The following is a 24,032-nucleotide window of genomic DNA, read 5'->3' on the forward strand; positions in this document are numbered from 1 at the left end:
CCGCTGGTTGCGCGCGGGGAGCGCTCGTGTTCGTCGAACATGGTCGGGCCGTTACCCGCCCAGGCCCTCGTTCTACCCTCGCCGCCCGGTTCGCTGCTCACCGGCAGGCTTCGCCGGCACCGTCAGCTGCTCACCGCAGCCAGAACGCGAGCACCGCCCCGGCGATCGTCAGACCCGCCGCCGCCTGCAGCAACAGGGCCGGGCCGAGGTGCGACCAGCGGGTCGGGATGCGCGGCGTGAGGGGCTGCATGGTGGTCAGGTTCACCACCTGCAGCAGCTTCACCGGCAGCGTCCGGTCGGCCTGCGGCTGGGTGCGCACCTGAACGAGGTCGCCCCGGTGCAGCGCCGACTGCGGGAGCTGCCCGTGCATCTCGATCTCGTACGTCTGGCCCAGGTCGTCGCGCAGCCGGACCGGCGTGACCAGGAACTCCGGGCCCTTCCGGAGTTCTTTGAGGGTGCGCCGCGCCGGTTTCATCCGCAGCAGCGAGCCGATCAGCTGGGCGATGCCGGCCGCGATGAACACCGCGACGGCGAGGGGCCTGCCGATCTGGATCTCACGCGTGTACGACGCCTGGAAGCCCAGGAACCGGCCGGTGATGATCGGACTGACGTGCCGGAGGATCCGCTCGCGGTGCAGTTCGGTGTCGTCCATGGGGGGTCACCTCCTGGATGTCCCTCAATATTACGGAGAGAACTTGAATAAGCACCGTGAGTGAATGCGACCCTCTGCTTACCTCTTCATCCGGCTTCTCCGCGCCGAATCCCGACGATTTGCGGTGAAAAGCGGAAACGTGCCCTCCATGTACCCCTGAGGGGGTGAACTTGTCTACGGGCCGCGTGTTCCCGGCGAGGCCCACCGTGCCGCCGGCGTGTACGGGCAGGCGGGGAGGGGGCGAGACCAGTGGCGTCGACGAAGGCGTACGTGAACCCGGAAAGCGTGCTGGCACGCACCGCCCGCACCATGGTCGAGGCGCATGCCGGCGGACGCGGGCCGCACGACGGTCTCACCGAGTGCCCCGCGTGCGGCGAGCCGCTGCCCTGCCGCACCGGCCAGGCCGCCGCCGAGGTCGTCGCCGCGGCCGGTCTCGCCGAGGAGTCCGGCCTGGTGGCCGCCACCCGCCCCGCCTACGCCCCGGCTGCCCCGGCGCCGTTGTTCCCGTCCGCGTCGCCGTCATCCCCACCCGCGCCGTCCGCGCTGCTGTCCGCTCTGCCTCCCGAGCCATCGACCGCGCCGTCGTCCGCTCTGCCTCCCGAGCCATCGTCCGCGCTGCCGTCCGCCGGATCGTCGTCCGTCTTGTCGGCATCGTCGGCCGGCGGCGCCCTGCTGGACACCGGTGACCCGCTCACCGCGCCGTTCGCGCCGGCCGCCGGTCGCTCCGCACCGTCGCCGGGCCTCGAACCGTTCCCGCCCCCGAGCCCGGAGGGCTCCATCTCGTCGGATCCCGGAGCAGATCATGGCTCTTTCTCGTCAGGCCCGGGCCGCCGTTCCCGCTCGGCCCGGCGTGCTTCGCTCGATGCTGCAGCTGATCGCATGGATCCTGACGGAGCCGGCATCACCCTCGGTTCCTCCGCTGACGGATCCGGCAGGCCCGGGAACAGCATTCCCTGGGGTACGAACGACGCGCTCCCGTTCCCGGCCGAAGCCCCCGAGGGCATCCCGGCCGCCGGCAACGACGCCCCGTCGTCGACGCCCCGCTCCGAGCCCCGCGATTCCGGAGTCGTCCCACCGCCACCCACCGGGATCTCCGGCGCGATCCCGCTTCCTCCGCTGCCCGCGAGCGGCCCCGGTGGCCATCCGCTGCCGCCGCTTCCACCGCTGTCCGGCGACGATGCGGGGACGGCACAGCCCGCGGCGGTGGCCCACGGCGGACCGGGCCCGCGAAGGTCGGCGCCGCCCTGGGAGGTGACCGACGAGCAGGACGAGGCCGCGTCCTGGCCGCCCCGGATCGGCGATGGTCCATCCGCTTCTGGCGGAGTCACTGGTGAGGGGCCGTCCGGGGGAGCGACGGGCGACATCTCCGCTCTCGGACTGCCGGGCAACAGCCGCACGCCGAACGCTGTTGACCCCGCTCCCGCGGGTGGCCACAGGCGGAACCTCGCCGACCTGAACATGGCCGTCGCCGCGCCGGCGCCCGGTCCCGCCCAGCAAGCCGAGCCGGCAGCCGCCGCGGCACCGGAGATCGGCGGGCCGAGCCGGTCGTGGCCGCCACCGATCCCGGGCACGGCGGCGAATCCGGAGCAGTCCTGGCCGTCCGCGGGCCAGTCGCCGTCCGCGGGCCAGTCGCCGTCCGCGGCCCAGCCGTGGGACGTCACCCAGCAATGGGAGCCGAACCTGCCACAGGGCGCCGGTCAGCCGACCACCGCAGGCCCGGCCGCCACCCCGGCCGGCCGCTCCACCGCGCAGCCGGCGCCCGGCCCGCACGCCGGCGTGCCCTGGATGCCCGCCGCCGAGAACACCATGCGCGCGCCGGCACCGGAGGACGCCCCGCAGCCATGGCCGATCCCCGGCGCCCACCTCGCCACCGCCGCCCAGCCGACCCCCGGCGCCCACCTCGCCGCCGCCCAGCCGATCCCCGGCGCCCGGCCGACCCCGTGGCCCGCTCCCGACGCCGCTGTCCCGCCCGCTCCTGCCGACCAGTGGGTGCAGCCGCAGCCGGAGGTCCAACCGCCCTGGCCTGCCGCTATCACCCAGACGGAACCGCCGGGCGCCACGATGCCGCCAGGTCCCGCGATGGCGTCGGGTCCTGCCATGCCGGTCGCGCCTGCCATGCCGACTGCGCCTGCCATGCCGACTGCGCCTGCCATGCCGACCGCGCCTGCCATGCCGACCGCGCCTGCCATGCCGACCGCGCCTGCCATGCCGACCGCGCCTGCCATGCCGACCGCCCCTGGCATGCCGGTCGTCCCCGCGATGCCGGTCGGTCCCGGCACGCCTGCCGCTTCCAGCATGGTGCCCGATGCCGGCATGCCCGCTGCCGGAATGCCGCCGGCCGCAGCCATGCCTGCCGCTGCGGGGATGCCGTCCGGTGTGGCGGCTCAGGCTGCTACGTCTTCGCTCGACGACGTGGACACGCTGATGCGGCAGCCTCTGGCCTACAGCCAGCAGAACAGCCCGCTGGACGCGCCGCGCTTCACCCGCTCCGCCCGTCCGCCGATGGATGGCGGCCAGGCCCGCGCGTCCGAGATCATCATGGGTACGCCGCCGCAGCCCCCCGCCGGGCTCCCGCAGCCCTCGGCCGGGTTCCCGCAGCCATCCGCCGGTCTCCCGCAGCCGCCGGCTGACTTCCCGCAGCCGCCGGCTGGGCCGTCGGCGGGGGCCGGGGCCGACCAGACCGGCATCCTGCCGTCCGCGGCGATGCCCGCCCCGGGCGCGATTCCGCCACCCGCCGCCCCCCAGCGCCCGCCTCTGCAAGCGCCGAACATGGGACAGCAGGACCCCGGCCGACCCCAGCAGCCACCCGCCGGGCAGCCCGGCCCCGGCCGGCCCCCGACCGGTCGCCCCCGCCTCCAGGCGCCGGACATGGGCCAGCACAACCAGGCCCAGTCCGGTCAGCAGGTCCCCGCCCGGCCGCCGCTGCAGGCGCCGGACATGGGTCAGCACAGCCCGGCGGGTCAGCAGCCCGCCGGCCGGTCGCCGCTGCAGGCACCGGACATGGGTCAGCAAAATCCGGTCCGGCCGCCGCTGCAGGCGCCGGACATGGGACAGCAGACCGCCGCCGCCGCCGGCGGCCCGCGGCCCGCGTCTCCGAGCGGTGCGCCGCAGGCTGCGTCTCCGAGCGGCGCGCCGCAGGCTGCGTCTCCGAGCGGCGCGCCGCAGGCTGCGTCTCCGAGCGGCGCGCCGCAGGCTGCGTCTCAGGGCGGTGCGCCGACGGATGAGGGGGAGGCGCCGTCGGGGCTTCCGGGCCGGGCCGCCGCGTCGCGCCTGGAACGGCCGGAGCCCTCGGCCGTGCCGGAGACGCTGGAGGACCCGTCCCAGGCACCGAGTGGTCTGCCGTCGCGTCGCCCCCGGCAGGCCTGAGGGACACCGCGCCGGTGGGGAGTCGCTCACGCGTACCCCCTGGTGGGGCGCCTTGGAAGGCTGATTTTCGCCGGTGGCCGCAGGCAGCGGCGTGCCTTGCCTGATTCGCCGGGTTTTTTCTGGGATGCTGATGTCACCGCGCCGGTTCGGCGGGGGCGACCCCCATCGGGCGTTGCGCGTAGAACCTCGGTAGGCGGAATCTGTTTAGGGACCGCACCGCCCGGGCAGTAGCCTCGCGATGATGGGCTGCGCCGTGCACGCGGTGTCCCGGGAGAGGGGTGCCATGCCTGTGCGAAACCAGAACGGTGAAGCCGCCGAGCACTCCTTGGAGGATCTCGACGCCGCCGCGATGGCCTATGCGGAGCGCCGTGCCGGCGCCACCGGGGCCGAGCTGGATTCGCTTCGTGAGGGCCTGGTGCGGCACTGTCTGCCGTTCGCCGGCCGGATGGCCCGGCGTTACCGGGGCCGCGGTGAGAACCTTGAGGACCTGGAGCAGGTGGCTCGTCTCGGGCTGGTCAAGGCGGTCGACCGGTACGACCCGGAGCGCGGTTCCTTCACGGCCTACGCGGTGATCACCATCTCGGGCGAGTTGAAGCGGCACTTCCGCGACCGCACGTGGGGCGTGCACGTGCCCCGCCGGGTGCAGGACCTCAGCCTCGAGGTCGGGCACGCCTCGATGGTGCTGACCAGTGCTCTCGCGCGGACCCCGACGACCGCCGAGCTCGCCGAGCGCCTCGGTGTGAGCGAGCCGGCCGTGCTGGAGGCGATCGAGTGCGCCGCGGGTTATTCGCCGGCCTCGCTGAACGCGCCGGTCGCCGGCGGTGACGGGGCCGTGGAGTTCGGCGATCTGATCGGTGGTGTCGACGACGACCTGGAGTCGCTCACCGACAAGCTCACCGTGTCCGAGCTGCTGATGCGGCTGCCGGCTCGTGAGCGCCGGATGCTGGCGATGCGTTTCTACGGCAACCGCACCCAGGCCGAGATCGCCGCCGAGCTGGGCATTTCGCAGATGCACGTGTCGCGGCTGCTCAGCCGGGCGCTGGCCTGGCTGCGTGAGGCGATGCTCAGCGACGTCCCGCCGCGCTGGGAGGGTGGCGAGGTCCCGGCCCGGCACGGCATGCAGGTCTCGGTCTTGCAGGACGGCGGCGCGATCGTCGTGCGGGTGCGCGGCGAGGTGGACCGGGACACCGCGGAGCGGTTGCGGACCGGTCTGCGGCACGCGATCGGCACGGCCGGGGTGGTCACCGTGATGGTGGATCTCGCCGGGGTGCCGCTGGTCGACGCCGCGGGGGTCTCGGTGCTGCTCGACGCGGTGCGCCAGGCCTCGGACGCCGGCATCGATCTCTGCGTCGCCGGCAGCCAGCCGTACGTGGCGCGGATCCTGGCCGTCTCGGGTCTCGCCGGCGTGCTGCGCCGCTGCTGAGCTGAGGAAGAGCGCTGAGCTGAGGACGGTCCGTCAGCGGCGCAGGGCCGCCCAGACCACCTTGCCCTCGTTCGACGGCAGGCTGCCCCAGGCGTGCGCGACCGTGTCCACCAGCAGCAACCCGCGCCCGCCCGGGCCGGCCGGCTCGGATGGCGGGCGCAGGATCGGTGGGTCTGCCGAACCGTCCCAGACGGCCATGGTGAGAAGTCGTGACCGCAACGAGAGGCGCAGCCGCATCATCGTGTGCGCGTGGTCGATGACGTTGCCGACGAGTTCGCTGACGATCAGGCTGGCCGGGGCCACCAGGTCGGGCAGGTCCCAGAGCAGGCAGGCCTCGGTTGCGACGTTGCGGGCGTGCCGGGTGGACCCGCTCACCGGCAGGAGTTCCTCGGAGATCGACGGCATGGTGGTCCGGTTGTCGGTGAGGCGTCGCCGGGCGGTCGGCACGTCATCGAAGATCGGCAGCCGGTGGTACGCGCTTCGCAGCAGCATCGTCCGGGTCTTCGGGGAGGGCCCGCACAGCAGCACGGGGGTCCCCGGCCAGCGGGCGGCCTGACGCAGCACGACCGTGAAGATGGCCAGGTTGAGCGGCTGGTCGACGTCCAGGTCCCGCAGGTCGACCAGGAGCGCGTCGGGCTGTTCGGCCAGGCACTTGAAGAGGGCGTCGCGCAGCGACGCGGCATCGGCGAGCCGAAGCCGGCCGGTCAGCGTGGCGACGAGCGCCCTCGCGTCCCCGTGCACCTCACAACGGACCGTCATGGCCTCCGCCCTCCCGAGAGCCTGCCGCATACCCGCCCCCGGAACCCGGAAACGTCAGTCCGTCTCCATGACGACGATAGCGCCGTCCCCGTCGCCCTGCCGACCGTCCCGGCGGCGCAGCGGGGTGCACACCACCCGTACAGTGATCGCCCGGCCGCGCCGGTTGACCGCGTCCAGGGTGAGTTCGGCGGAGGCGCCGGCCGACCCGAGCGAACCGCGCAGCACCGGCCGGAGGCTGTCGATCGGCAGGCCGATGTCGAGGGTGAGGAAGTGCTGGCCGATCGCCTCACTGGAGCGCAGGCCCCAGAGCTCCTCGGCCCGGCGGTTCCACATCCTGATCCGCAGGTCCGGGTCGACCACGGCGACCCCGGCCTGCAGGCTGGTCAGCACGGTCTCCAGGAATCCGTTCGCCTCGTCCAGCCGGCCGGTGCTGATCCGCAGCTGGTCGTTGATGCTCTGCAGCTCGTCGTTGGTGGACTGGAGTTCCTCGTTCATGGTCTCCAGCTCCTCGTTCGTCGACTGGAGCTCCTCGTTGGTGGTCTCCAGCTCCTCGACCGTGGACTGGAGCTCCTCATTGGTGGTCTCCAGCTCCTCGTTGGTGGACTGGAGCTCCTCGTACGCCGCCTCGAGCTGCTGGTTCGCGTGTTCCAGCTCGTCCTGCAGACGCCGGGCCGCCGTGACGTCGTGGAAGATCAGGTTGACGCCGAGCAGGCTGCCGTCCGCCCCGCTGAGCGGGCTGATCTGCACCTCCAGGTACGTCACCTCGGAGCCGCGGTGATATTCGACGTCGGGGACGCGCAGCGTGCGGCGTTCCAGCTGGGCCTGCTCGATGAAGCGGCGCAGCTCCACCGGCCGGTAGGAGATCTCCAGGTCGCGGAACGGGCGGCCGATGTCCCGCGACGACACCCCGAACAGCTTGTCCAGCTCCCGGTTGGAGAGGGCGATCAAGCCGTCCGAGGTGAGCGCGAGCTGGGCCAGCGGACTGGCCGCGAAGACCTCGTTGCGCAGCTCGTCCAGGCCGGTCACCGGGCCGCCGGCGGGTGGCAGCGGGTCGGCGAAGACCGCACCGGGCGGGGCGTAGAGGCGGGGCACCCGGCGGAAGACCCGGCGTTTGAGGTCCATCGGCGTGAACAGGCTGGCGTGGCTGAGCAGCATCTCGGCCTTGCCGAGGAACAGCACGCCGGTCTCCACCAGCGCGAAGTGGAACCGGCCGAGGATCTTCGCCTGGGTCTCCGCGTTGAAGTACATCAGCGTGTTGCGGCAGGTGAGCAGATCGATCCGGGAGATCGGGGCGTCCTGTACCAGATCGTTGCGGCCGAAGATCACCGAGCGGCGCAGGTCCTTGCGGAAGGTGAAGCGCCCGTTCGCCGGCTCGAAGTACTTCTCCAGCAGGGCGGGTGGCAGGGTCTGCACCTCGCGTTCCCCGTACGTCGCCTGCCGGGCCTCGTTGAGCTGTTCCTCGTCGACGTCCGTGGCGTAGATCTTGACCCGGTCCCGGAACTGCTCCGGGCCGATCAGCTCGGTGAGCGCCATGGCGAGCGTGTACGCCTCCTCGCCGGACGCGCAGCCCGCCGACCAGATCCGGATCAACGAGTCCGGCGGTTTCGAGGCGACCAGCGGCGTGAGCACCTCATCACGCAGATAGTCCCAGGCGTCGGCGTCCCGGAAGAACGCCGTCACGTTGATCAGGATGGTGTTGAAGAGCGCGGTGAACTCGTCCGGGTGGACCTGGAGGAGGTCCAGATATTCCAGGTAGTCGCCGGCGTCGACCTGAGTCATTCGGCGGTTGACCCGGCGCATGAGACTGGACCGCTTGTATCCGGTGAAGTCGAAGCCGCGCGACTCCTTCAGATAGAGCAGCAGCGCTTCGAAGTGCGGGTCCATCGGTTGCACGACTGAGCACGCTACCGCACGTCAGATCGTCGCCGAAGCGCCGGACGGCGGAGTTTCGTCCGGTTCGGCGGTCGAGCCGAGCTGGGCGATCAGCTGCCGGATCGTCTCGCCGGCGGTGTCGGCGTCCTCGGCCATGGCGGTGAACCGTTCGCCCCCGGCGGCCGGGCCGAGGCCCGTCGCCATCCGCCGGCTGAGCGCGGCCTTCTCCTCCAGCGAGCGCAAAGCCAGCCAAAGGGCGCCCTCCAGGGCCGCGGCCTGCTCGTCGAGCAGGCTCTCCGGCGACCAGGCGTGCCCGACCCGGCAGCGAAACCGGGGGAGCCGCCGGTCCTCGATCAGGAACAGGCTGCCGCCGCAGTTCGGGCAGCCGTAACCAGCCGGTGCAGCCAGTCCCCCGGTAGCCGACCGGAGCAGCCCGGACACCGCCACCTCGGCGTCGAGGACCGGGTCGGTGGCCGGTGGCGGGCCGGGCGCCAGCGGAGCGGCGGCGATCTCGGCCAGCAGGGCACCGATCTTGCTGGCCGGCTCGATGTGGTTCGGCACGATCCGGTCCAGCGCGGAGCGGGGCATCCCGGGGTTGAGGGCGTCGGCCGGGTCCTGCACGAGCGTGACGCCGCCGGCCGCGGCGATGGCGGCGAGCCCGGCCGCGCCGTCGTCGCGGGCGCCGGAGAGGACCACGCCGACCGCACGCCGTCCGGCGGCCCGGGCGACCGACCGGAACAGCGGGTCGACGGCCGGCCGGTGGCCGTTCTCGGCCGGGCCCCGGCTCAGCCGCAGTCGGCCGTCGAGCATCAGCAGGTGATGGTCGCCGGCCGCGACGTAGATCTGGCCGGCGATGAGCTCCTCGCCGTCGCGGGCGGTCCGGGCCGGCAGCGGACCGCTGCGGCCGAGGATCGAGGCGAGTGCGCTGGGACCGGTCCGGGGGATGTGCAGCACCACGAGCAGGGAGCCGGGATAGTCCGCCGACAGCCCGCCGACCAGGGCCCGCAATGCTTCCACGCCGCCCGCGGATGCGCCGACCGCGACCACGTCGCGGTGCGCGGTGGTGCGGGGGGCAGTCACGCGGCGGCTCCGGTGGTCAGCTGGGACCAGACCACCTTACCGTCGGACACGGGTAACACCCCCCACGCGTCGGTGAGGTCGTGCACCAGGCGCAGGCCGCGGCCACCCGCGTCGGCGACCGTCGGGTCGAGCCGGCGCGGCATCCGGCGGCTGCGGTCGCGGACCGCCACGGTGACCCGGCTGCCGCGCAGGGCCAGGGTGAGCTCCATGGTGGTGTGCGCGTGCCGGACCACGTTGGCCACCAGTTCGGTCGCGATCAGGGCGACCGTCGAGCTGATGTCGGCGCGCTCCCACCCCGCACAGGCCTGCGTCACGATGGTGCGCACCTGACGGCACGCCTCCGGCACCGGGCGCAGCCGCACCCGCACGCCGGGGGAACGGGGCTGGGCGTCGGCCTCGGCCAGGGCGCGGGTGCAGTCGGCGGCGAGTTCGAGCGCCGCGCAGCCGGGAGCGGCGGTGAACGCCTTGCGGGTCGGCGGGTCCGCGCCGCAGACCACGATCGGCACCGCCGGGAAGGTCTTCGCCTCGCGGACCACGGACTCCAGGACGGCGAGGGCGAGCGGATCGGCGACCCGCAGCCGGGCGACGTCGAGCAGCAGTTTCGCCGGTTGCATGGAGATGCTGCGGCGCACCGCCGTGCCGAGGGCGTCCCCGGTGACCCGGTCCAGGGTGCCGCTGATCGTCAGCACCGCCACCGGAAGGTCCTGCTCCGGCCGGCAGACCAGCTGGCTCGGCATGGTCCTCCTTCACGTGCGCAGACGACAGGTGGACAGGTGCCCGTACGCACCCGGTGGCAAACGTGCGCCGCGCACCGGGAGTCCGTCCCCTGGTTCGGGGCGAAATGAAGTACCGTTGCGCGCCATGGGTGTGTCGCAGCGGCTGAAGAGCCGGTTCCGTAAGTTTCTCCAGCGTCCGGGCGCGACAGTGGACCTGGGGCCGTTGTCGAAGCGGCTGCCGGCGATCGAAGCACGTGAGGATGCGCTCAAGGAGCTCGACGACGAGGCGCTGACCGAGGCCGCACGCGAGGCGGCCGACTACGTCGAGATCTGCGCCGTCGGCCGGGAGGCGGCCCGGCGGGCGATCGGCCAGCGGCCGTACGACGTCCAGCTGCTCGGCGCCATGGCCCTGCTCGACAAGCGGGTCGCCGAGATGGCCACCGGTGAGGGCAAGACGCTCACCGCGACCGTCGCGGCGTACGGGCACACCCGCCTCGGGCGCGGCCCGGTGCACGTGCTCACCGTCAACGACTACCTGGCCAAGCGCGACGCCACCTGGATGGAGCCGATCTACACGCTGCTCGGCCTCACCGTCGGCTGGGTCACCGAGTCGATGACGCCGGAGGAGCGCCGCGAGGCGTACGCGGCCGACGTCACCTATGTCTCGGTCAGCGAGGCCGGCTTCGACTACCTGCGCGACCAGCTCGTCACCGACGTCGCCGACCGGGTCCAGCGCGACCTGGCCGCCGCGATCGTCGACGAGGCCGACTCGATCCTGATCGACGAGGCCAGGGTGCCGATGGTGCTGGCCGGCAGCGTCGCCACCGAGGGCGACCCGGTGAACGACGCCGCCGCGCTGATGCGCTCCCTGCGCAAGGGCAAGCACTACGAGGTGGCCGAGGACGGCCGCAGCGTCGCCTTCACCGAGGAGGGCCTCAAGCACCTCGAGGGGCAGCTCGGCGACATCGACCTGTACGCCGACGACCAGGTCGAGCACCTTTCCGCGGTGAACGTGGCGCTGCACGCGCACGCGCTGCTGCGCCGCGACGTCGACTACATCGTCCGGGACGGCTCGGTCGAGCTGATCGACGAGATGCGCGGCCGGGTCGCCCAGCGCCGTCGCTGGCCGGACGGCCTGCAGGCGGCCGTGGAGGCCAAGGAGGGCCTGTCCGCCACGCAGGAGGGCGAGGTTCTCGACACCATCACCGTGCAGGCCTACATCGCCCTCTACCCGACGGTCTGCGGCATGACCGCGACCGCGGTGCACGTCGGTGAGCAGCTCCGGGAGTACTTCAAGCTCGAGGTGGCGGTCATCCCGTCGAACACGCCGAACATCCGTGAGGACGACCCGGACCGGATCTACTCGGCGCACGAGACCCGCGACGAGGCCCTGGTCGAGGAAATCAAGATCGCGCACGAGTCCGGCCGCCCGGTGCTGATCGGCACGCTGGACGTGAAGGCCTCCGAGCTGCTGGCCCGCCAGCTGGGCGACGCCGGCGTGCCGTGCAACGTGCTGAACGCGAAGAACGACGCCGAGGAGGCCACCATCATCGCGGAGGCGGGCGCGCTCGGCGCGGTCACCGTCTCCACCCAGATGGCCGGCCGTGGTGTCGACATCCGTCTCGGCGGCAGCGACGAGAAGGACCGCGACCGGGTGGTCGAGCTCGGCGGCCTCTATGTGATCGGCGCCGGCCGGCACGACAGCCGCCGGGTCGACGACCAGCTCCGTGGCCGGGCCGGCCGGCAGGGCGACCCGGGCCGCTCGGTGTTCTTCGTCAGCCTCGAGGACGAGCTGGTGGTCCGGCACGCCGGCGACATCATCCCGCCGTCGCCCCGGATGGACATGGACGGCGTCGTCCACGACCCGCAGGTGGATTACGCGGTCGAGCACGCCCAGCGGGTGGCCGAGGGCGTCAACCACGAGATCCACAAGAACACCTGGCGGTACAGCGTGGTGATCGAGCAGCAGCGCCTGCTGCTGGCCGAGCGCCGCGAGCGGCTGCTCACCTCCGAGGTCGCCGCGATCATGCTGCTGGAGAAGTCGCCGGAGAAGGCGAAGGAGATCGACGAGGACGTGCTGTCCGACTCGGCCCGGGCGATCGCGCTCTACCACCTGGACCGGCTCTGGGCCGAGCACCTGGCGTTCCTCTCCGAGGTCCGGGAAGGCGTGCACCTGCGGGCGCTCGGCAAGCTCGACCCGCTCGACGAGTTCCACCGGGCCGCGGTGCCGGCTTTCCAGGAGCTGCTCACCCGGGTCGAGACGCGCACCATCGAGACCTTCGAGGAGGTCGACCTCAGCGACGGCTGGCAGCCGGATCGGGCCGAGATCGTCCGGCCCAGTGCCACCTGGACCTACCTGGTGCACGACAACCCGTTCGGCTCGGAGCTGGACCGCCTCATCGCGGCCGTCGGCCGGCGTCTCACCTCGGGCGGCTGAGCCGCCGCCCGCGACGCCGAGCCGGCAGCGGCCCACCCCGGCAACAGCCCGCCGGCAACTGCGCCGCCCTGCGTGGGGACTTCGGGTTCGCAACGAACCCGAAGTCCCCACGCAGGGCGCAACGGCCCGGTTCGCATGCGACGGCATGCCGCGCGGACGAGCTGAGGCCGGCCGGCTGCGTGCGCAGGCCCGCCGGCGGATCGGTGGTGTCACTCGCCGCGCAGCAGCGCGGCCATCTCCGGCAGCTTGAAGAACGCGGCCGTCTCGACCGCGCTCGGCCCGCCGGCATCCGGATCGGCGCCGGCCGCCAGCAGGGTCCGTACCGTCTCCGGGTTGCGCCGGAACACCGCCGCGGCGAGTGCGGTCTGCCCGCGGTCGTTGACCCGGTTCACGTCGGCGCCGCCGGCCAGCAGCGCCGCCACGGTTGCCGGGTGATTGTGGTACGCCGCCAGGATCAGCAGGGTGTCGCCCTTGTCGTTGGTCAGGTTCGCGGGCAGCCCGGCCTCCACGTTGGCGGCCAACTCCTCGGCGGCGCCGGAGCGCGCCAGGTCGAACATGCGGTGCGCGAACGCGATCGTCTCTTCATCCAGCTCGGTCACGTGAGGGAGCTACCCACGTTCGGCAATCTTTAATGAGGGTGACAGAAAACGTTCCCGGAATGCATTTGTGTGACGGAGAACAATATGGAACGTCTTTCCCACAGTGTGGTTGGCGACTTGACCCACCGAGCGGCGGGCGGGAAATATCGTCCCCGCTTTACGCACAGTGATCAGTCGTATTCGCTTGCCGCAACAAATTCTGGGGGATGAAATCAATGCCGGTCAGCGCTTTGTCGCCGCGTGCCGATCGCCGTTCCGCGGGGCCGGGCCGAGGCCCCGGCCGCCGCACCGCCGAACCGGCGCTGACCGTGACTCTCGCCATTCCGCTGACCGGGGACGGAGTGTCCCCACAGGCGCACCGGCTGCTGGCGGCGGTCCGGGAGCTGGTCGAGCTGAGCCGCGGCACGGTCACCGTGGAGCAGGCCGCGCCCGAGGCTCCCGAGCCGTCTGAGCGGGCCGCTGACGGCCCGGAGGTGAGCCTGCTCACCGGATCGCGTCAGGCGCTGCTGGAGGCCGCTCCGCTGCCCCTGACCCGGCTGGAGTTCGATCTCCTGCTCTACCTCGCCGAGCGGCCCCGCCGGGTCTTCACCCGCGCGCAGCTGCTCGCGGCCGTCTGGGGTTACGAGCGGGCCGGCGAGCGCACCGTCGACGTGCACGTGCGGCGCCTGCGGCTCAAGCTCGGCGGCGCCCTGCCCCTGATCACCACTGTCTACGGTGTCGGCTACCGGCTGGCCGACGACGCGCGGATCACGATCCTGCCGCACGACTGAGGGCCGCACGACTGAGGGCCGCGCGACTGAGGGCCGCGCGACTGAGGGCCGTACGACTGAGGGCCGCACGACTGGGCGCCGCACGAGTGAAGGCCGCTCTGAGGCCCACAACTGAGGCCCACGACTGAGGGCCGCACGCCGAGGGGCGCTCCGAGGGCCGCACGGCTGAGAGCTGGCCGGCTGTGAGCCACACCGCCACACGGCAGTGGACCGCGCGTGTGGGGGCCGCCCGGCTCCGGTCCGTCATGGCTGCGGCGTGCCCGCGACGCCGGCCGACGCATCATGGACCGATGCGCGTCCGCCCGATCTCCTTCACCGCCCTCGTCGACGATCTCGCCGATCGGCTCGCCAGTCGGGAATCCGACAATCGGCTGCGGGTCGCCGTCGACGGCCCGTACGCCGCCGATCCGGCCCGCCTCGCCGACGCGCTGGTGGACCCGCTGCGCGTCCGCGGCCGCCCCGCCGTCCGGGTGGACACCGGCGATTTTCTGCGCCCGGCCTCGCTGCGCCTGGAGTTCGGGCGCCACAATCCGGACTCTTTCTACACCGGCTGGTTCGACGAGGCGGGGCTGATCCGCGAAGTGCTGGCCCCCGCGGGCCCGGATGGCTCGGGGCGGATCCTGCTGCGGCTCTGGGACTCGCGCGTGGACAGGGCCGCCCGCCAGCCCTACACCGAGCTGCCGGAGACCGCGGTCGTGCTGGTCAGCGGCCCGCTGCTGCTCGGTTCCGGGCTGCCGTTCGACTTCACCGTCCACCTTGAGGTGTCCGCCGCCGCGCTGGAGCGGCGCACCGGTTCCGACGATCTCTGGACCCTGCCGGCATATCGCCGCTACGCCGGTGAAGTGGCCCCGGAAACCTTCGCTGACGTGGTCGTACGCCTCGACGACCCGAAGCGCCCGGCCCTCGTCGAGACCGTCCGGTGATCACCGGCACAAGAACGCGGTTGCCGAGTCCGTGGCGGATTCGACCACTGACAGTTATGCTCCGGTTACTTTTTCGCGGGGGGTCCCGTTTGGGATCTCCAGCGGTGGGTATCGTCCGGCTCCACATGTCGCCACAGGCATGTGAGCCGGCCGGGGCGAGGGTGACCCGGGGATGGCCACCGGCTGGGGCTGAATGAAGGGCAGGGGGACTGCATGCTCGTCAACGGAGCGGTTGTTACTGGTAAGGGCGGCAGCTCGGCGAAGGGGCGCTCGACCGACGAGATCGACCAGATCCGGGCAATCCTGCGGAGCCGGTTCGAGGAGATCAACACCGAGTACGAGGAGGCCGTGGCGCAGAACCAGCGCCTGCGGCTGGTGGAGATCGGCGATGCGGCCGGCGATGACCAGGCCGACAGCGGGTCGAAGACGGCGGAGCGCGACGCCGCGACCTCGCTGCTGAGGACCCTGCTGGACCGCCGGACCCAGGCCGAGCACGCGATGCAGCGGCTCGAGGAGGGGACGTACGGGAACTGTGAGGGCTGCTCCAAGCCCATCCCGGTGGAGCGCCTCGAGGTGTTCCCGTCGGCGACCTCGTGCGTCAACTGCAAGCAGGTCCGCGAGCGCCGGGCCAGCTGAGCGTCCGTCCCCGGGGTTCGCCACGGCGGGCCCCGGGGAAAGGCAGCACCATGGGCATCATCCAGGTCGGTACCGCCTCGTGGACGGACAAGACCCTGCTCGCCTCCGGGTGGTACCCGCCCGGTGCGGACACTCCGGAGAAGCGCCTGGCGCACTACGCGAAGCACTTCCCGATCGTCGAGGTGGACGCCACCTACTACGCGCCGCCGAGTGAGCAGACCACGAAGCTGTGGGTGGAGCGCACCCCGGACGGCTTCACCTTCGACATCAAGGCGTTCAGCCTGCTGACCGGCCACCCGACCAAGGTGTCCGCGCTCTACAAGGACCTGCGACCGGAGACCGGCAAGACCAACATCTACCCGCAGGACCTCGAACCGCAGGCGTACGAGGAGGTGTGGGCCCGCTTCCTCAGCGCCCTCGACCCGCTGGCCACCGCCGGCAAGCTGGGCGTGCTGCTCTTCCAGTTCCCGCCCTGGTTCTCCCTTCGCCGGTCCAACAAGGAGTTCGTGCTCGAGGTGGCGGCCCGCTGCCGGCCGCTCCGGCCGGTGTTCGAGTTCCGCAATGCGAGCTGGTTCGACGGCGGCAACCGCGACGAGACCCTGGAGTTCCTGCGGGCGCACCGTCTTCCGTACGTCTGCGTCGATATGCCGCAGGGCCACAAGTCGTCGGTGCCACCGCTGCCGGTCGCCACCGCGGACATCGCGGTGGTGCGATTCCACGGGCACAGCGACAAGTGGACGAGCAAGGACATCCACGAGAAGTTCGGATATCGCTATTCCGACGCCGAGCTCGCCGAATGGGCGCCGAAACTGCGGTCATTGGCAGCGGAGGCGGATGTCACACATGCCTTGCTGAACAACTGTTGCGGTGATTATGCGCAACGGAATGCCGCGACGCTCATCGAGTTGCTGGGGGACGCGGCGGCATCTCCGGCACGCGACTGACCGTCAGGCCGCGGCGCGCGGCCTGTTTCGCCAGGACGGCCGCGTCGATCACCGCGGCGCCACCGGGGTCGTTGTTGAAGAAGACGAACATTTCCGGTACGGCCAGGCGCTCCAGCCACGCGGAAAGTGACCGGGGGCCGTACCGCGGCCACGGCTTCGCGCGGCCCTCGTGGAACCGCAGGTACCCGAAGTCCGCCGTCTGCCAGAGCGGGGTGATCGGGCGGCCGCAGCGGTCCGCCCAGCAGAGTGCCGCGCCGTGGCCGCGCAGCAGCTCCTCGCACGCGGGCGTGAACCAGGTCTCGTGCCGGGGCTCCACCGCGACCCGCACCCCGGCCGGGAACTGCCGCAGCGTCTCGTCCAGCGCGCCGAGGTCGGCCTTGAGCGTCGGGGGCAGCTGGAGCAGCACCGGCCCCAGCTTGTCGCCGAGCCCCGCCGCCCGGTCCAGGAACCGGGCCACCGGCTCGGCCGGCTCGCGCAGCCGCTTGATGTGGGTCAGGTACCGGCTCATCTTCACCGCCACCCGGAAGCCGTCCGGGGTCCGCTCCCGCCACTGCGCGAAGGTGTGGCGCTCCGGCAGCCGGTAGAAGGCGTTGTTCACCTCGACCACGTCGAACCGGGCCGCGTAGTGCTCCAGCCAGAGCCGTTGCGGCAACCCGGCGGGATAGAGAAATCCGGTCTCGTCGCCGCCCTTCGCCGGCCGCCAGTCCCGGTACTGCCAGCCGGACGTCCCGATCCACAGCATGCCGCCCGGATACCCGGCGTCGCGGCGGATTAGACGTGATCTTCCCGGGTAGTGCGATGGCGACGTGTTCTGACACGAACGACTCGAGGAGCCGACATGGGACTCAGCAACGACGACATCATCAGCTCCGACCCGTCCGGCACGAACGGCGAGGGCCCCGCGGACGGCGGCGCCAACCCGGCCGGTCATGACGGCGGCGCCGACGGCGGCGCGAGCAACGAGGGCCCGGCGGACGGCGGCGCGAACGCGAACACCGTCGACGGTGGCGCGGACGGCGGCGCCTCGGACGAGGGGCCGGCCGACGGCGGCGCCAACCCGGGCGGGCACGACGGCGGCGCCGACGGCAGCGCCTCCTAGGCCGGCGATGACCGCGACGTTCGTCCGGACGGCCCTGCGCCGCGTCGCCGCGGCCGACCGGGCCCGTTTCGCCGAGCACCACTGGGGCCGTACGCCCCTGCTGTCCCGGGCCGCCGATCTCGGCGGCCCGGACGGGTTCACCGACCTTCTCTCCCCGGCCGCGGTCGACGAACTGCTCAGCCGCCGCGGCCTGCGCACGCCGTTCCTCCGGGTGGCCGCACAGGGCAAGGTGCTGCCGCCCGGCCGGTTCACCGGCGGCGGTGGCGCCGGCGCCGAGGTCGCCGACCAGGTCCTCGACGAGCAGGTGATGCGCCTGTACGCCGACGGCGCCACCCTGGTCCTGCAGGGCCTGCACCGGCTCTGGCCGCCCCTGATCGACTTCGCCGGGCAGCTGGGCGCCGAACTGAACCGGCCCTTGCAGATCAACGCCTATCTGACCCCGCCTGCCAGCCAGGGCTTCGCCACCCACTACGACACCCACGACGTGTTCGTGCTTCAGGTCGACGGCCGCAAGCGCTGGTGCATCCACCCGCCCGTGCTGCCCGACCCGCTGGAGCGGCAGGCGTGGGGCGGTCGTGCCGACGAGGTTGCCGCGATCGCGCAGGGCGAGCCCGCGCTCGACGTGGTCCTCGAGCCCGGCGATGCACTCTATCTGCCGCGCGGCTGGCTGCACTCGGCCCGCACGCTCGGCGGCCGCTCGCTGCACCTCACCGTCGGCATCCGCGGCCTGACCCGGTACGCCCTGGTCGAGGAACTGCTGTCGCTCGCCGTCGAGGACCCCCGGCTGCGCGCGACCCTGCCGTACGGTCTGGACCCGGCCGACGCCGAGGCGATCGGACCGGAGCTGGCCGAGACCGTCGCCGCCCTGCGCGACTGGCTCGGCACCGCCGATCCGGCCGCGGTGGCCGCCCGTCTGCGGGACCGCTCCTGGCCGGCCGCCCGGCCGGCCCCGATCAGCCCGCTCGCCCAGCTCGACTTCGCCGCCGCCCTCACACCCGCGGACGAGATCACCGTGCGGCCCGGTCTGCGGTGGGAGCTGACCGCCGAGGGTGACCAGGTGGTCCTGCGACTCACCGGCCGGACCCTGCGGTTCCCGGCGTCCTGCGCGGCGGCCGTGCGCACCGCCCTGGACGGCGAACCGCACGCGGTCGGCGACCTGCCCCTCGACGACGACGCCGACCGCCTGGTTCTGGCACGTCGTCTGCTGACCGAAGGCCTCGTGACACCGGCCCCGGCGGGGTTACCGTGACCGCATGACGGATTCGCGGAATGACGAGCGGCCCGAGGCCGAAGCCTCGGGACCCGAGTTCGACGAGGCCGGCGACCTGGGTTACGACGAGGCGCACGGCGCGGGGGAGCACCTCGACGTGCCCGCCGCCCTGCAGGAGGAGGCCGAGCGGCGGCGGACCCTCAGCCGGCCGCACTGACCAGCGCCACGCCCGGGTGTGGAGGCGGGGGTGCGGGACGCACCTGAACTTCACACCCGAGGTGGTCAGCCCGCGCCGCTGACCGGCTGGGCGAACTGCACGGCCGTGAAGAGCAGCCCCGCCGTCACCAGACCGGTGATCAGCACGGTGGCGACCGCCGCGGTGTCCAGCCCGACGCCGCGCCGGTCGGCCACCAGCTTCGCGGTGACGACCGCCAGCACCGGGCAGGCCAGCAGCACGAGCAGCGCCACCACCGGCGCCGCCTGCTGCCAGTCGCCGCCGGCCGACGCGCCGGTGTTGCGCAGCACCAGGTTGCCCACTACGCCGAGCACTCCGCCCGCCACGCCGAAGACGCCGAACAGAACCTGGGTGCCGAAGGTGAGCGGCCGGGCCGGTGGCGTGTACTTGACCCGCTTCTCCACCTCGTCGAGGTAGTCGCCGGCGTCCCGCTCGCTGCGCTGGCGGGGGATGCTGGGCGGCGGCAGGGTGCGCCCCCACCGCTCGGCGGCCGGCCCGATCCGGTGCACGAAGTCCGACCACAGCCCGGCGGCGCGGGCGTCCACCTGCTCCAGGTCGCGCTGGGCCCGGCGGACCGCGTGCTGCGCGTGCCGGACCTCTTCCTCCGCCGTCCGGACCGCCTCGTCGGCCTCGGTCATCCGTTCGTCGTGCCAGCGCTGCGCCTCCTCGCGCAGCGTGGTGGCCCGCTGGTCCAGGGTGGTCAGCCGGCGCAGCACGGTGCGGTAGTCGGCCCGGTCGAAGTCGGCGGGTTCCAGTTCGCTCATGAGGTTCCGTAAGGGATGATCACCTCGGCGCCGCGGTGCACCGAGCGGTCGAAATGCAGGGCTCGCCACGGCCGCGGGTACCAGTTCGGCGCCCCCGTGCCGGGGAAGAACGGCGACAGCTCGCTGCCGTGCACGTCCAGCGCGACCCAGGCGCCGATCGCGTCGGTCCGCGCGGCGTGCCCGCCGAGGCTGTCGCGCAGCAGCCCGGCGCCGCGCCACCAGCCCAGCACGTGCAGCCGCCGCTCCGGCCCCTGCCGCAGGATCGTCCGGAACTGCTCGGCGGCCGCCCGGCCACCGGGCAGGGCGTCCGCCGCGTACACCAGGATGAAGTGCGGCCGGTCGGCCGGCCAGGCCGCGCTCGCCTCGGCCGCGGCGTCCTCCAGCAGGTAATCCACGTTCTGCGTGTCGTACCACCCGCATTCCGGGATCCGGGCGTGCAGCGCCTCGGCCGCGGACAGCGCGTCCTGGTCGAGGCAGATCACCGAGAACCGGGCGCCGTCCGGGGCGAACTGGGCGGCCAGGGACCGCCCGGCCGTGGCCAGCACCGCGCACGCCTCCTCCACCCGGGTGCCCAGGACCGCCAGGTTGCGGCCGGGCGCGCGCCGCAGCACCGTCCGGGCCGAGCGTGCCGCCACGTCGATGGTCTCGCCGAGCAGCGCCATCGGGGCGGCCGGCGACTCCGACGGCTGGAGCGCCCGGTAGTCGGGGCTCTCCGCGAGCCGGGGGATCACGTCGCCGTCGAACAGGCGTGGCGGCCCCTGTTCCTCCGGCCGGCGCCGCCACAGCCGGTGCTGCAGGGCGTTCCACTGATCCCGGTCGCCTGCCGCCGGGACCCGGACCACCTGGTTCGCCTCGGTCGCGCCGGAGTCGGCGTTGACCACCGCGTGATAGCGGGGCAGCGAGTCGGCGGCGCTGTTCGTCTCGGCGAGCACCCGCCGGGCCCGGGGCAGCGCGATCCGCAGCGAGAACTGGGCGACCAGCGCGGGCCGGCCCCACAGCGCCTCGATGCCGGAGACGTCCTGGCTGGCCAGGATCAGGTGGATGCCCTGTGACCGGCCCCGCCGGGCGAGGTCCTCGAGCAGGTCGACCGCCTCGGCCGCGACCGCGTCGCGGCCGGAGAGCAGCACCTGGAACTCGTCCACCACGGCCACGATGCGGGGCCACGCGCCTGCCGGGTCCTCGGCGCGCAGTTCGGCCAGGTTCGTCACCTCGTACTGCTTGGCCGCGTCCGCCCGGCGTTTCAGCTCGCCGCTGAGGAACCGCAGCAGCGCCAGCCCGAACTCCCGGTCGGTGTTGACGTTCACCCCGACCAGGCGGACGTGCGGGAGCCAGCTCGGGTCCCGCCGGCCCGGCGCGAACCGGGCGAACGACACCCCCTCCTTGAAGTCGAGCAGATAGAACGCCAGCTCGGCGGGGGAGTACCGGGCGGCGAGCGCCCCCAGCCAGGCGTAGATGAAGTTGGTCTTGCCGGTGCCGGACGGCCCGGCGATCAGGGCGTGCGGTGGATAGTCGCTCAGGGTCACCCGCACCGGGGCGCCCTGCGGGCTGTCGCCGAGCGGCGCGGTCAGCCCGGCGGCGGAGCTCTGCTGCCACTCGGCACCGGCCTCCGGCAGCAGGCTGTCCAGCGCCACCGGCGCCGGACCGGCGGCCACCGCCTCGGCGATCTGCCGGCAGGTCGCGGTGAGGACGGTCGCCGGCGGCCCGGGATCCAGGCGTACGGGCAGCGCACCGGCGCTGTGGATGCGGGCGTCGTCGCCGGGCGCGGCCGTGACGACCTCGATCCCCGGCGCCGGCTCCACCGCGATTCCGCGGATCACCAGGTGCACCCCGCAGGCCGCGCCGGTCCGCAGCAGCCGGTCCAGCTGGGTCCGCTCGTGGCGGGACAGCTCGCCGCCGCCGAGCAGCACGGCCACCCGCCACGGCTCCGGCCGCCGCCGGGTGACCGCGTGCAGCTCGCGCAGCGACGTGTATTCGCCGGCCAGCACCTTCTCGTTGATCCGGCGGACGTGGCCGACCAGGTCGTCGAGCAGCGCGCCCAGATCCTGCGGCCCGGCGAAGGTCAGCACCCCGGCGGAGGCGAGCGGGGCGAACCCGGCCAGACCGCCGCCGAGGTGCTCCGGGTCGTACCCGATCAGCTGCACCGCGCCCGGCGTGCTCGTGCCGAGCGCCCGCAGCAGCAGGCCGGCCACCACGTTGTCGCCGGTCCGCTGGTCGCCGGCGACCACGATGTGCCCGTGGTCCAGGAGCCGGATCAGCGCCGGCACCTCCGGCGGCGCCTCCTCCGGGATCGGCGGCGCATCGTCCTCGCGCGGCGTGCCCGGCGGCTCGTCGTCGTGGGGCGCGCCCGGCGCGCTCGCCCACGGACCCTCCGGCCGCTTGGTGCGTTGCGGGTGCGGCACCGGCGCGTCGGGCAGCATCAGCCGCCCGATCCGCAGCTCGGCCGCCGTGGCCAGCGGCGTCGGCTCCCAGCTGTGCCACGGCTCCCCGGCGGCGCCCGGCGCGGCCCGGTCCGCCGCGCCCGCCGCGGCGCCGGCCAGCGCCGCGAGCTCGGTGTCGTGCCAGGTGTCGATCTCCGCGAAGCGCTGGTCCCGGGCCGCCGCCAGCCGGCGCCGCCGCGCGGTGGCCGCGGCGTTCACCCGCTCCCAGCGGGCGACCGCGGTGGTCTCCGCGCGGCGTGCGGACTCGCACGCCGTCTGAGCGGCGCCGAGCGCGTGCGACAGCGCGGCCCGGATCTCCATCACCCGCTGTTTGGTGGATTCAGCCATGACCTGCCGGCATCGACGCAGTGACTCGGGGGGACCGCCCGGAGGCCCGGGCGGAGAGGTCGGGGCTCATCGGCCGCGCTCGCCGGGATCGGGCTCGCGGGGGACCGGCTCGGGAGCGTCCGGCTTGAGCGACTCGGCGTCCCGGCCGAGCCGGGCCAGCAGCACCCCGGTGAGGACGCTCGCGGTCACCGCGTTGTCGGCGGGGTGCCCGGGCGGGCTGTCCTGCTGCTGTTGCTGCTTGACCGGCACCCGGCAGATCCGGTCGATCAGCGTCTCCAGGACCGCCGGCGAGGTGCCGGGCAGCAGCGAGCGGACGCGGCCCTCGGCAGCCGAGCGCAGCCGCGGCGCGTCCTCCGGGCGGGGCACGTGCCCGAGCAGGTCGCCGGCGAGCCGGTGCAGCACCGGGGAGCTGACCGCGGACAGGCCCAGGCCGGTCGACGCGTTCACCCCGTGCAGCTCGCGGCCGAGCCGGGCGCGGTCACCGGCGCGAACTCCCGCGGCGACCCGGCGCAGCAGCTCGGCGGTGTCGGTGCCGGACCGGCCGCTCTCCTGATCCGTCGGTGCCGGCTCGCCGGTGAGCTGGGCGACCCGCTGCTGCCACCACGGGCCCAGCTGCTGGACGTCCGCCGGCTCCGACTCGCCCGCCGGCTCGTCGTCCGGCTGCCGGGGCTGCCGTTCCTCCGGCTTGACCGCCTCACGCCACTCCTGGCCGCGGGTCGTGCCGGGCTGCCCACCGAGGCCGAGCACGGCCAGGTAGGCGTCGATCGCGTCCTGGGCGGCACGCAGGGCCGCTGCCGCGTGTTCCGCGTGTTCGGTCGCATGACCCAGCTCGGGTACGCCCATCGACTTCTGCGACTCCGCTCGCACCCAGTTCAAGATCTCGGTGGCGGTGCGGAGCCGTTCCATCGCGGCGGTGATCAACCCGGTGGGCAGCTCGTCTGCGGCGGCGCGGAGCTGGGCGCCGAGTTCCTGCAGCAGCGACATCGCGTCAGAGCATCGCCGTGTAGGTCTGGGCCTGCTCGATCGCGTGCAGGGTCGAGCTCATGCAGTCCTCGAGCTGTTGGTCGGCCTGGGAGAGCGAGGCGTGTGCGGCCTCGACCACCTGGTTGGCCGCTCCGTCGAGGGCGGCGGCCAGGCTCTGCTGGGCCTCGCCGAGCTTCTCCCGAGCCGCCTGTATCGCCACCTGCCCGTCGTTGACCTGCTGAAGCGCGGCTTCGACGGCAGCTCTCAACTCGGCGACACTGGCCACCCGTGCAGCCTCCTGTAGGAATCCTTGCTTGCAGTTGCAGAGTACCGCCCGGTTCCGTTCCCGCCGTCCGCGGTGCCCGAATTTGGCAGCACGTGGCGAACCGGATCGGTCCTTGCGGCCGTGCCGGACCCGGCGAGCCCGGTCGGGGATCGCCCTGGTGATCGCCACATCCGGCTGTCGTCCATTGTGGATCATGTCCGTGCCTCCCGCCACCGCAGGGGTGTCCTCCGGTGCTACCCCCGCTCGTGTCCGCTCATGCCCGAACCCACCCGCCCGGGTCATTCACTCACCTAGCCCCACCACCCACCAGCGTGTGAAGTTGTGTGCGCAGCGAACCCGAAGTTCACACGCCGGTTGGCGCGGTGCTGTGTGTGAAGTTGTGGTGCGCAGCGAACCTGAAGTTCACACGCCGGTTGGCGCGGTGCTGTGTGTGAAGTTGTGGTGCGCAGCGAACCCGAAGTTCACACGCCGGTTGGCGCGGTGCTGTGTGTGAAGTTGTGGTGCGCAGCGAACCCGAAGTTCACACGCCGGTT

At 73.1% G+C, this 24,032-nt stretch carries 21 protein-coding genes; 10 read left to right on the forward strand and 11 right to left on the reverse strand.

Annotated features, from left to right (window positions below; genetic code table 11):
* Positions 1–130: 130 nt before the first annotated feature.
* Complete coding sequence (locus AC0NH5_RS36920) at positions 131–652, reverse strand: hypothetical protein (RefSeq protein ID WP_474411962.1); 522 nt, start codon at positions 650–652, stop codon at positions 131–133.
* Between the two features lie 249 nt (positions 653–901).
* On the opposite strand from AC0NH5_RS36920, the gene AC0NH5_RS36925 reads away from it, so the two are divergent.
* Entirely contained in the window at positions 902–4,018 is a 3,117-nt protein-coding gene (locus AC0NH5_RS36925; protein WP_474411964.1) for a hypothetical protein, read from the forward strand.
* Positions 4,019–4,301: 283 nt separating this feature from the next.
* Positions 4,302–5,441: a SigB/SigF/SigG family RNA polymerase sigma factor gene (locus AC0NH5_RS36930; RefSeq protein ID WP_474411966.1), complete on the forward strand. Its 1,140-nt coding sequence runs from the start codon at positions 4,302–4,304 to the stop codon at positions 5,439–5,441.
* Between the two features lie 33 nt (positions 5,442–5,474).
* Here the strand turns inward: AC0NH5_RS36930 and AC0NH5_RS36935 are convergent, their stop codons facing one another.
* Genes AC0NH5_RS36935 through AC0NH5_RS36950 form a run of 4 tightly spaced genes read right to left on the reverse strand, consistent with a single transcriptional unit; the run spans position 5,475 to position 9,889 of the window.
* Positions 5,475–6,200 carry an ATP-binding protein gene (locus tag AC0NH5_RS36935; RefSeq protein WP_474411968.1) on the reverse strand — a complete coding sequence of 242 codons (726 nt, stop codon included), beginning with the start codon at positions 6,198–6,200 and terminating at the stop codon, positions 5,475–5,477.
* A gap of 54 nt (positions 6,201–6,254) precedes the next feature.
* Entirely contained in the window at positions 6,255–8,084 is a 1,830-nt protein-coding gene (locus AC0NH5_RS36940; RefSeq protein ID WP_474412002.1) for a CheR family methyltransferase, read from the reverse strand.
* Positions 8,085–8,114: 30 nt separating this feature from the next.
* On the reverse strand, positions 8,115–9,152 hold the full coding sequence (locus AC0NH5_RS36945) for a chemotaxis protein CheB (protein WP_474411970.1): 1,038 nt from the start codon (positions 9,150–9,152) through the stop codon (positions 8,115–8,117).
* Positions 9,149–9,889 (reverse strand): ATP-binding protein, encoded by a 741-nt coding sequence (locus tag AC0NH5_RS36950; RefSeq protein WP_474411972.1) that lies wholly within the window; start codon positions 9,887–9,889, stop codon positions 9,149–9,151. Before AC0NH5_RS36950 ends, AC0NH5_RS36945 begins: the two co-directional genes overlap by 4 nt.
* A 124-nt stretch (positions 9,890–10,013) precedes the next feature.
* Between AC0NH5_RS36950 and secA2 the strand changes: the two genes are divergently transcribed.
* Positions 10,014–12,305, forward strand: a complete 2,292-nt coding sequence (gene secA2 / locus AC0NH5_RS36955; protein WP_474411974.1) for an accessory Sec system translocase SecA2 — start codon at positions 10,014–10,016, stop codon at positions 12,303–12,305.
* 209 nt (positions 12,306–12,514) lie between these two features.
* Here the strand turns inward: secA2 and AC0NH5_RS36960 are convergent, their stop codons facing one another.
* On the reverse strand, positions 12,515–12,862 hold the full coding sequence (locus AC0NH5_RS36960) for an ankyrin repeat domain-containing protein (RefSeq protein ID WP_474412004.1): 348 nt from the start codon (positions 12,860–12,862) through the stop codon (positions 12,515–12,517).
* A 350-nt stretch (positions 12,863–13,212) separates the two neighbouring features.
* On the opposite strand from AC0NH5_RS36960, the gene AC0NH5_RS36965 reads away from it, so the two are divergent.
* From AC0NH5_RS36965 to AC0NH5_RS36980, 4 genes are all read left to right on the forward strand, one after another.
* Entirely contained in the window at positions 13,213–13,674 is a 462-nt protein-coding gene (locus tag AC0NH5_RS36965; protein ID WP_474411976.1) for a winged helix-turn-helix domain-containing protein, read from the forward strand.
* Positions 13,675–13,964: 290 nt separating this feature from the next.
* Entirely contained in the window at positions 13,965–14,597 is a 633-nt protein-coding gene (locus AC0NH5_RS36970) for a nucleoside/nucleotide kinase family protein (RefSeq protein ID WP_474411978.1), read from the forward strand.
* A 213-nt stretch (positions 14,598–14,810) separates the two neighbouring features.
* Positions 14,811–15,233 carry a TraR/DksA family transcriptional regulator gene (locus tag AC0NH5_RS36975; protein WP_474411980.1) on the forward strand — a complete coding sequence of 141 codons (423 nt, stop codon included), beginning with the start codon at positions 14,811–14,813 and terminating at the stop codon, positions 15,231–15,233.
* Positions 15,234–15,283: 50 nt separating this feature from the next.
* A complete protein-coding gene (locus tag AC0NH5_RS36980; RefSeq protein ID WP_474411982.1) occupies positions 15,284–16,177 on the forward strand; it encodes a DUF72 domain-containing protein in 894 nt (297 codons plus the stop codon).
* On the opposite strand, the gene AC0NH5_RS36985 is transcribed toward AC0NH5_RS36980, so the two are convergent.
* Entirely contained in the window at positions 16,131–16,919 is a 789-nt protein-coding gene (locus AC0NH5_RS36985) for a DUF72 domain-containing protein (RefSeq protein WP_474411984.1), read from the reverse strand. The genes AC0NH5_RS36980 and AC0NH5_RS36985 overlap by 47 nt on opposite strands.
* Positions 16,920–17,015: 96 nt before the next feature.
* Between AC0NH5_RS36985 and AC0NH5_RS36990 the strand changes: the two genes are divergently transcribed.
* From AC0NH5_RS36990 to AC0NH5_RS37000, 3 genes are read left to right on the forward strand one after another with little or no spacing between them, the layout of a single operon-like run.
* The gene (locus AC0NH5_RS36990) at positions 17,016–17,276 is read left to right on the forward strand and encodes a BatC protein (protein ID WP_474411986.1); all 261 of its coding nucleotides are present in this window, start codon (positions 17,016–17,018) and stop codon (positions 17,274–17,276) included.
* Complete coding sequence (locus AC0NH5_RS36995; RefSeq protein ID WP_474411988.1) at positions 17,182–18,525, forward strand: cupin domain-containing protein; 1,344 nt, start codon at positions 17,182–17,184, stop codon at positions 18,523–18,525. The genes AC0NH5_RS36990 and AC0NH5_RS36995 overlap by 95 nt, the downstream gene beginning before the upstream one ends.
* Positions 18,526–18,529: 4 nt before the next feature.
* On the forward strand, positions 18,530–18,703 hold the full coding sequence (locus tag AC0NH5_RS37000) for a hypothetical protein (protein ID WP_474411990.1): 174 nt from the start codon (positions 18,530–18,532) through the stop codon (positions 18,701–18,703).
* 65 nt (positions 18,704–18,768) lie between these two features.
* Here the strand turns inward: AC0NH5_RS37000 and AC0NH5_RS37005 are convergent, their stop codons facing one another.
* The 4 genes from AC0NH5_RS37005 to AC0NH5_RS37020 all read right to left on the reverse strand — a co-directional run bounded on the left by AC0NH5_RS37005 (position 18,769) and on the right by AC0NH5_RS37020 (position 23,499).
* Complete coding sequence (locus AC0NH5_RS37005; protein ID WP_474411992.1) at positions 18,769–19,485, reverse strand: hypothetical protein; 717 nt, start codon at positions 19,483–19,485, stop codon at positions 18,769–18,771.
* On the reverse strand, positions 19,482–22,250 hold the full coding sequence (locus tag AC0NH5_RS37010) for an FtsK/SpoIIIE domain-containing protein (protein WP_474411994.1): 2,769 nt from the start codon (positions 22,248–22,250) through the stop codon (positions 19,482–19,484). Before AC0NH5_RS37010 ends, AC0NH5_RS37005 begins: the two co-directional genes overlap by 4 nt.
* A gap of 66 nt (positions 22,251–22,316) precedes the next feature.
* Complete coding sequence (locus AC0NH5_RS37015; RefSeq protein WP_474411996.1) at positions 22,317–23,234, reverse strand: hypothetical protein; 918 nt, start codon at positions 23,232–23,234, stop codon at positions 22,317–22,319.
* 4 nt (positions 23,235–23,238) lie between these two features.
* Positions 23,239–23,499: a hypothetical protein gene (locus AC0NH5_RS37020; RefSeq protein ID WP_474411998.1), complete on the reverse strand. Its 261-nt coding sequence runs from the start codon at positions 23,497–23,499 to the stop codon at positions 23,239–23,241.
* Positions 23,500–24,032: the final 533 nt, after the last annotated feature.

It is taken from the genome of Actinoplanes sp. 13, assembly GCF_056134165.1.

What these genes read in the sequence shown, in the direction of transcription:
- AC0NH5_RS37015 (WP_474411996.1), bottom strand. Translation starts at nt 23,234, where the DNA reads ATGTCGCTGCTGCAGGAACTCGGCGCCCAGCTCCGCGCCGCCGCAGAC.
- AC0NH5_RS36920 (WP_474411962.1), bottom strand. Translation starts at nt 652, where the DNA reads ATGGACGACACCGAACTGCACCGCGAGCGGATCCTCCGGCACGTCAGT.
- AC0NH5_RS36930 (WP_474411966.1), top strand. Translation starts at nt 4,302, where the DNA reads ATGCCTGTGCGAAACCAGAACGGTGAAGCCGCCGAGCACTCCTTGGAG.
- AC0NH5_RS36970 (WP_474411978.1), top strand. Translation starts at nt 13,965, where the DNA reads ATGCGCGTCCGCCCGATCTCCTTCACCGCCCTCGTCGACGATCTCGCC.
- secA2 (WP_474411974.1), top strand. Translation starts at nt 10,014, where the DNA reads ATGGGTGTGTCGCAGCGGCTGAAGAGCCGGTTCCGTAAGTTTCTCCAG.
- AC0NH5_RS36985 (WP_474411984.1), bottom strand. Translation starts at nt 16,919, where the DNA reads ATGCTGTGGATCGGGACGTCCGGCTGGCAGTACCGGGACTGGCGGCCG.
- AC0NH5_RS36980 (WP_474411982.1), top strand. Translation starts at nt 15,284, where the DNA reads ATGGGCATCATCCAGGTCGGTACCGCCTCGTGGACGGACAAGACCCTG.
- AC0NH5_RS36960 (WP_474412004.1), bottom strand. Translation starts at nt 12,862, where the DNA reads ATGTTCGACCTGGCGCGCTCCGGCGCCGCCGAGGAGTTGGCCGCCAAC.
- AC0NH5_RS36940 (WP_474412002.1), bottom strand. Translation starts at nt 8,084, where the DNA reads ATGGACCCGCACTTCGAAGCGCTGCTGCTCTATCTGAAGGAGTCGCGC.
- AC0NH5_RS36990 (WP_474411986.1), top strand. Translation starts at nt 17,016, where the DNA reads ATGGGACTCAGCAACGACGACATCATCAGCTCCGACCCGTCCGGCACG.
- AC0NH5_RS37005 (WP_474411992.1), bottom strand. Translation starts at nt 19,485, where the DNA reads ATGAGCGAACTGGAACCCGCCGACTTCGACCGGGCCGACTACCGCACC.
- AC0NH5_RS36935 (WP_474411968.1), bottom strand. Translation starts at nt 6,200, where the DNA reads ATGACGGTCCGTTGTGAGGTGCACGGGGACGCGAGGGCGCTCGTCGCC.
- AC0NH5_RS37000 (WP_474411990.1), top strand. Translation starts at nt 18,530, where the DNA reads ATGACGGATTCGCGGAATGACGAGCGGCCCGAGGCCGAAGCCTCGGGA.
- AC0NH5_RS36975 (WP_474411980.1), top strand. Translation starts at nt 14,811, where the DNA reads ATGCTCGTCAACGGAGCGGTTGTTACTGGTAAGGGCGGCAGCTCGGCG.
- AC0NH5_RS36950 (WP_474411972.1), bottom strand. Translation starts at nt 9,889, where the DNA reads ATGCCGAGCCAGCTGGTCTGCCGGCCGGAGCAGGACCTTCCGGTGGCG.
- AC0NH5_RS37010 (WP_474411994.1), bottom strand. Translation starts at nt 22,250, where the DNA reads ATGGCTGAATCCACCAAACAGCGGGTGATGGAGATCCGGGCCGCGCTG.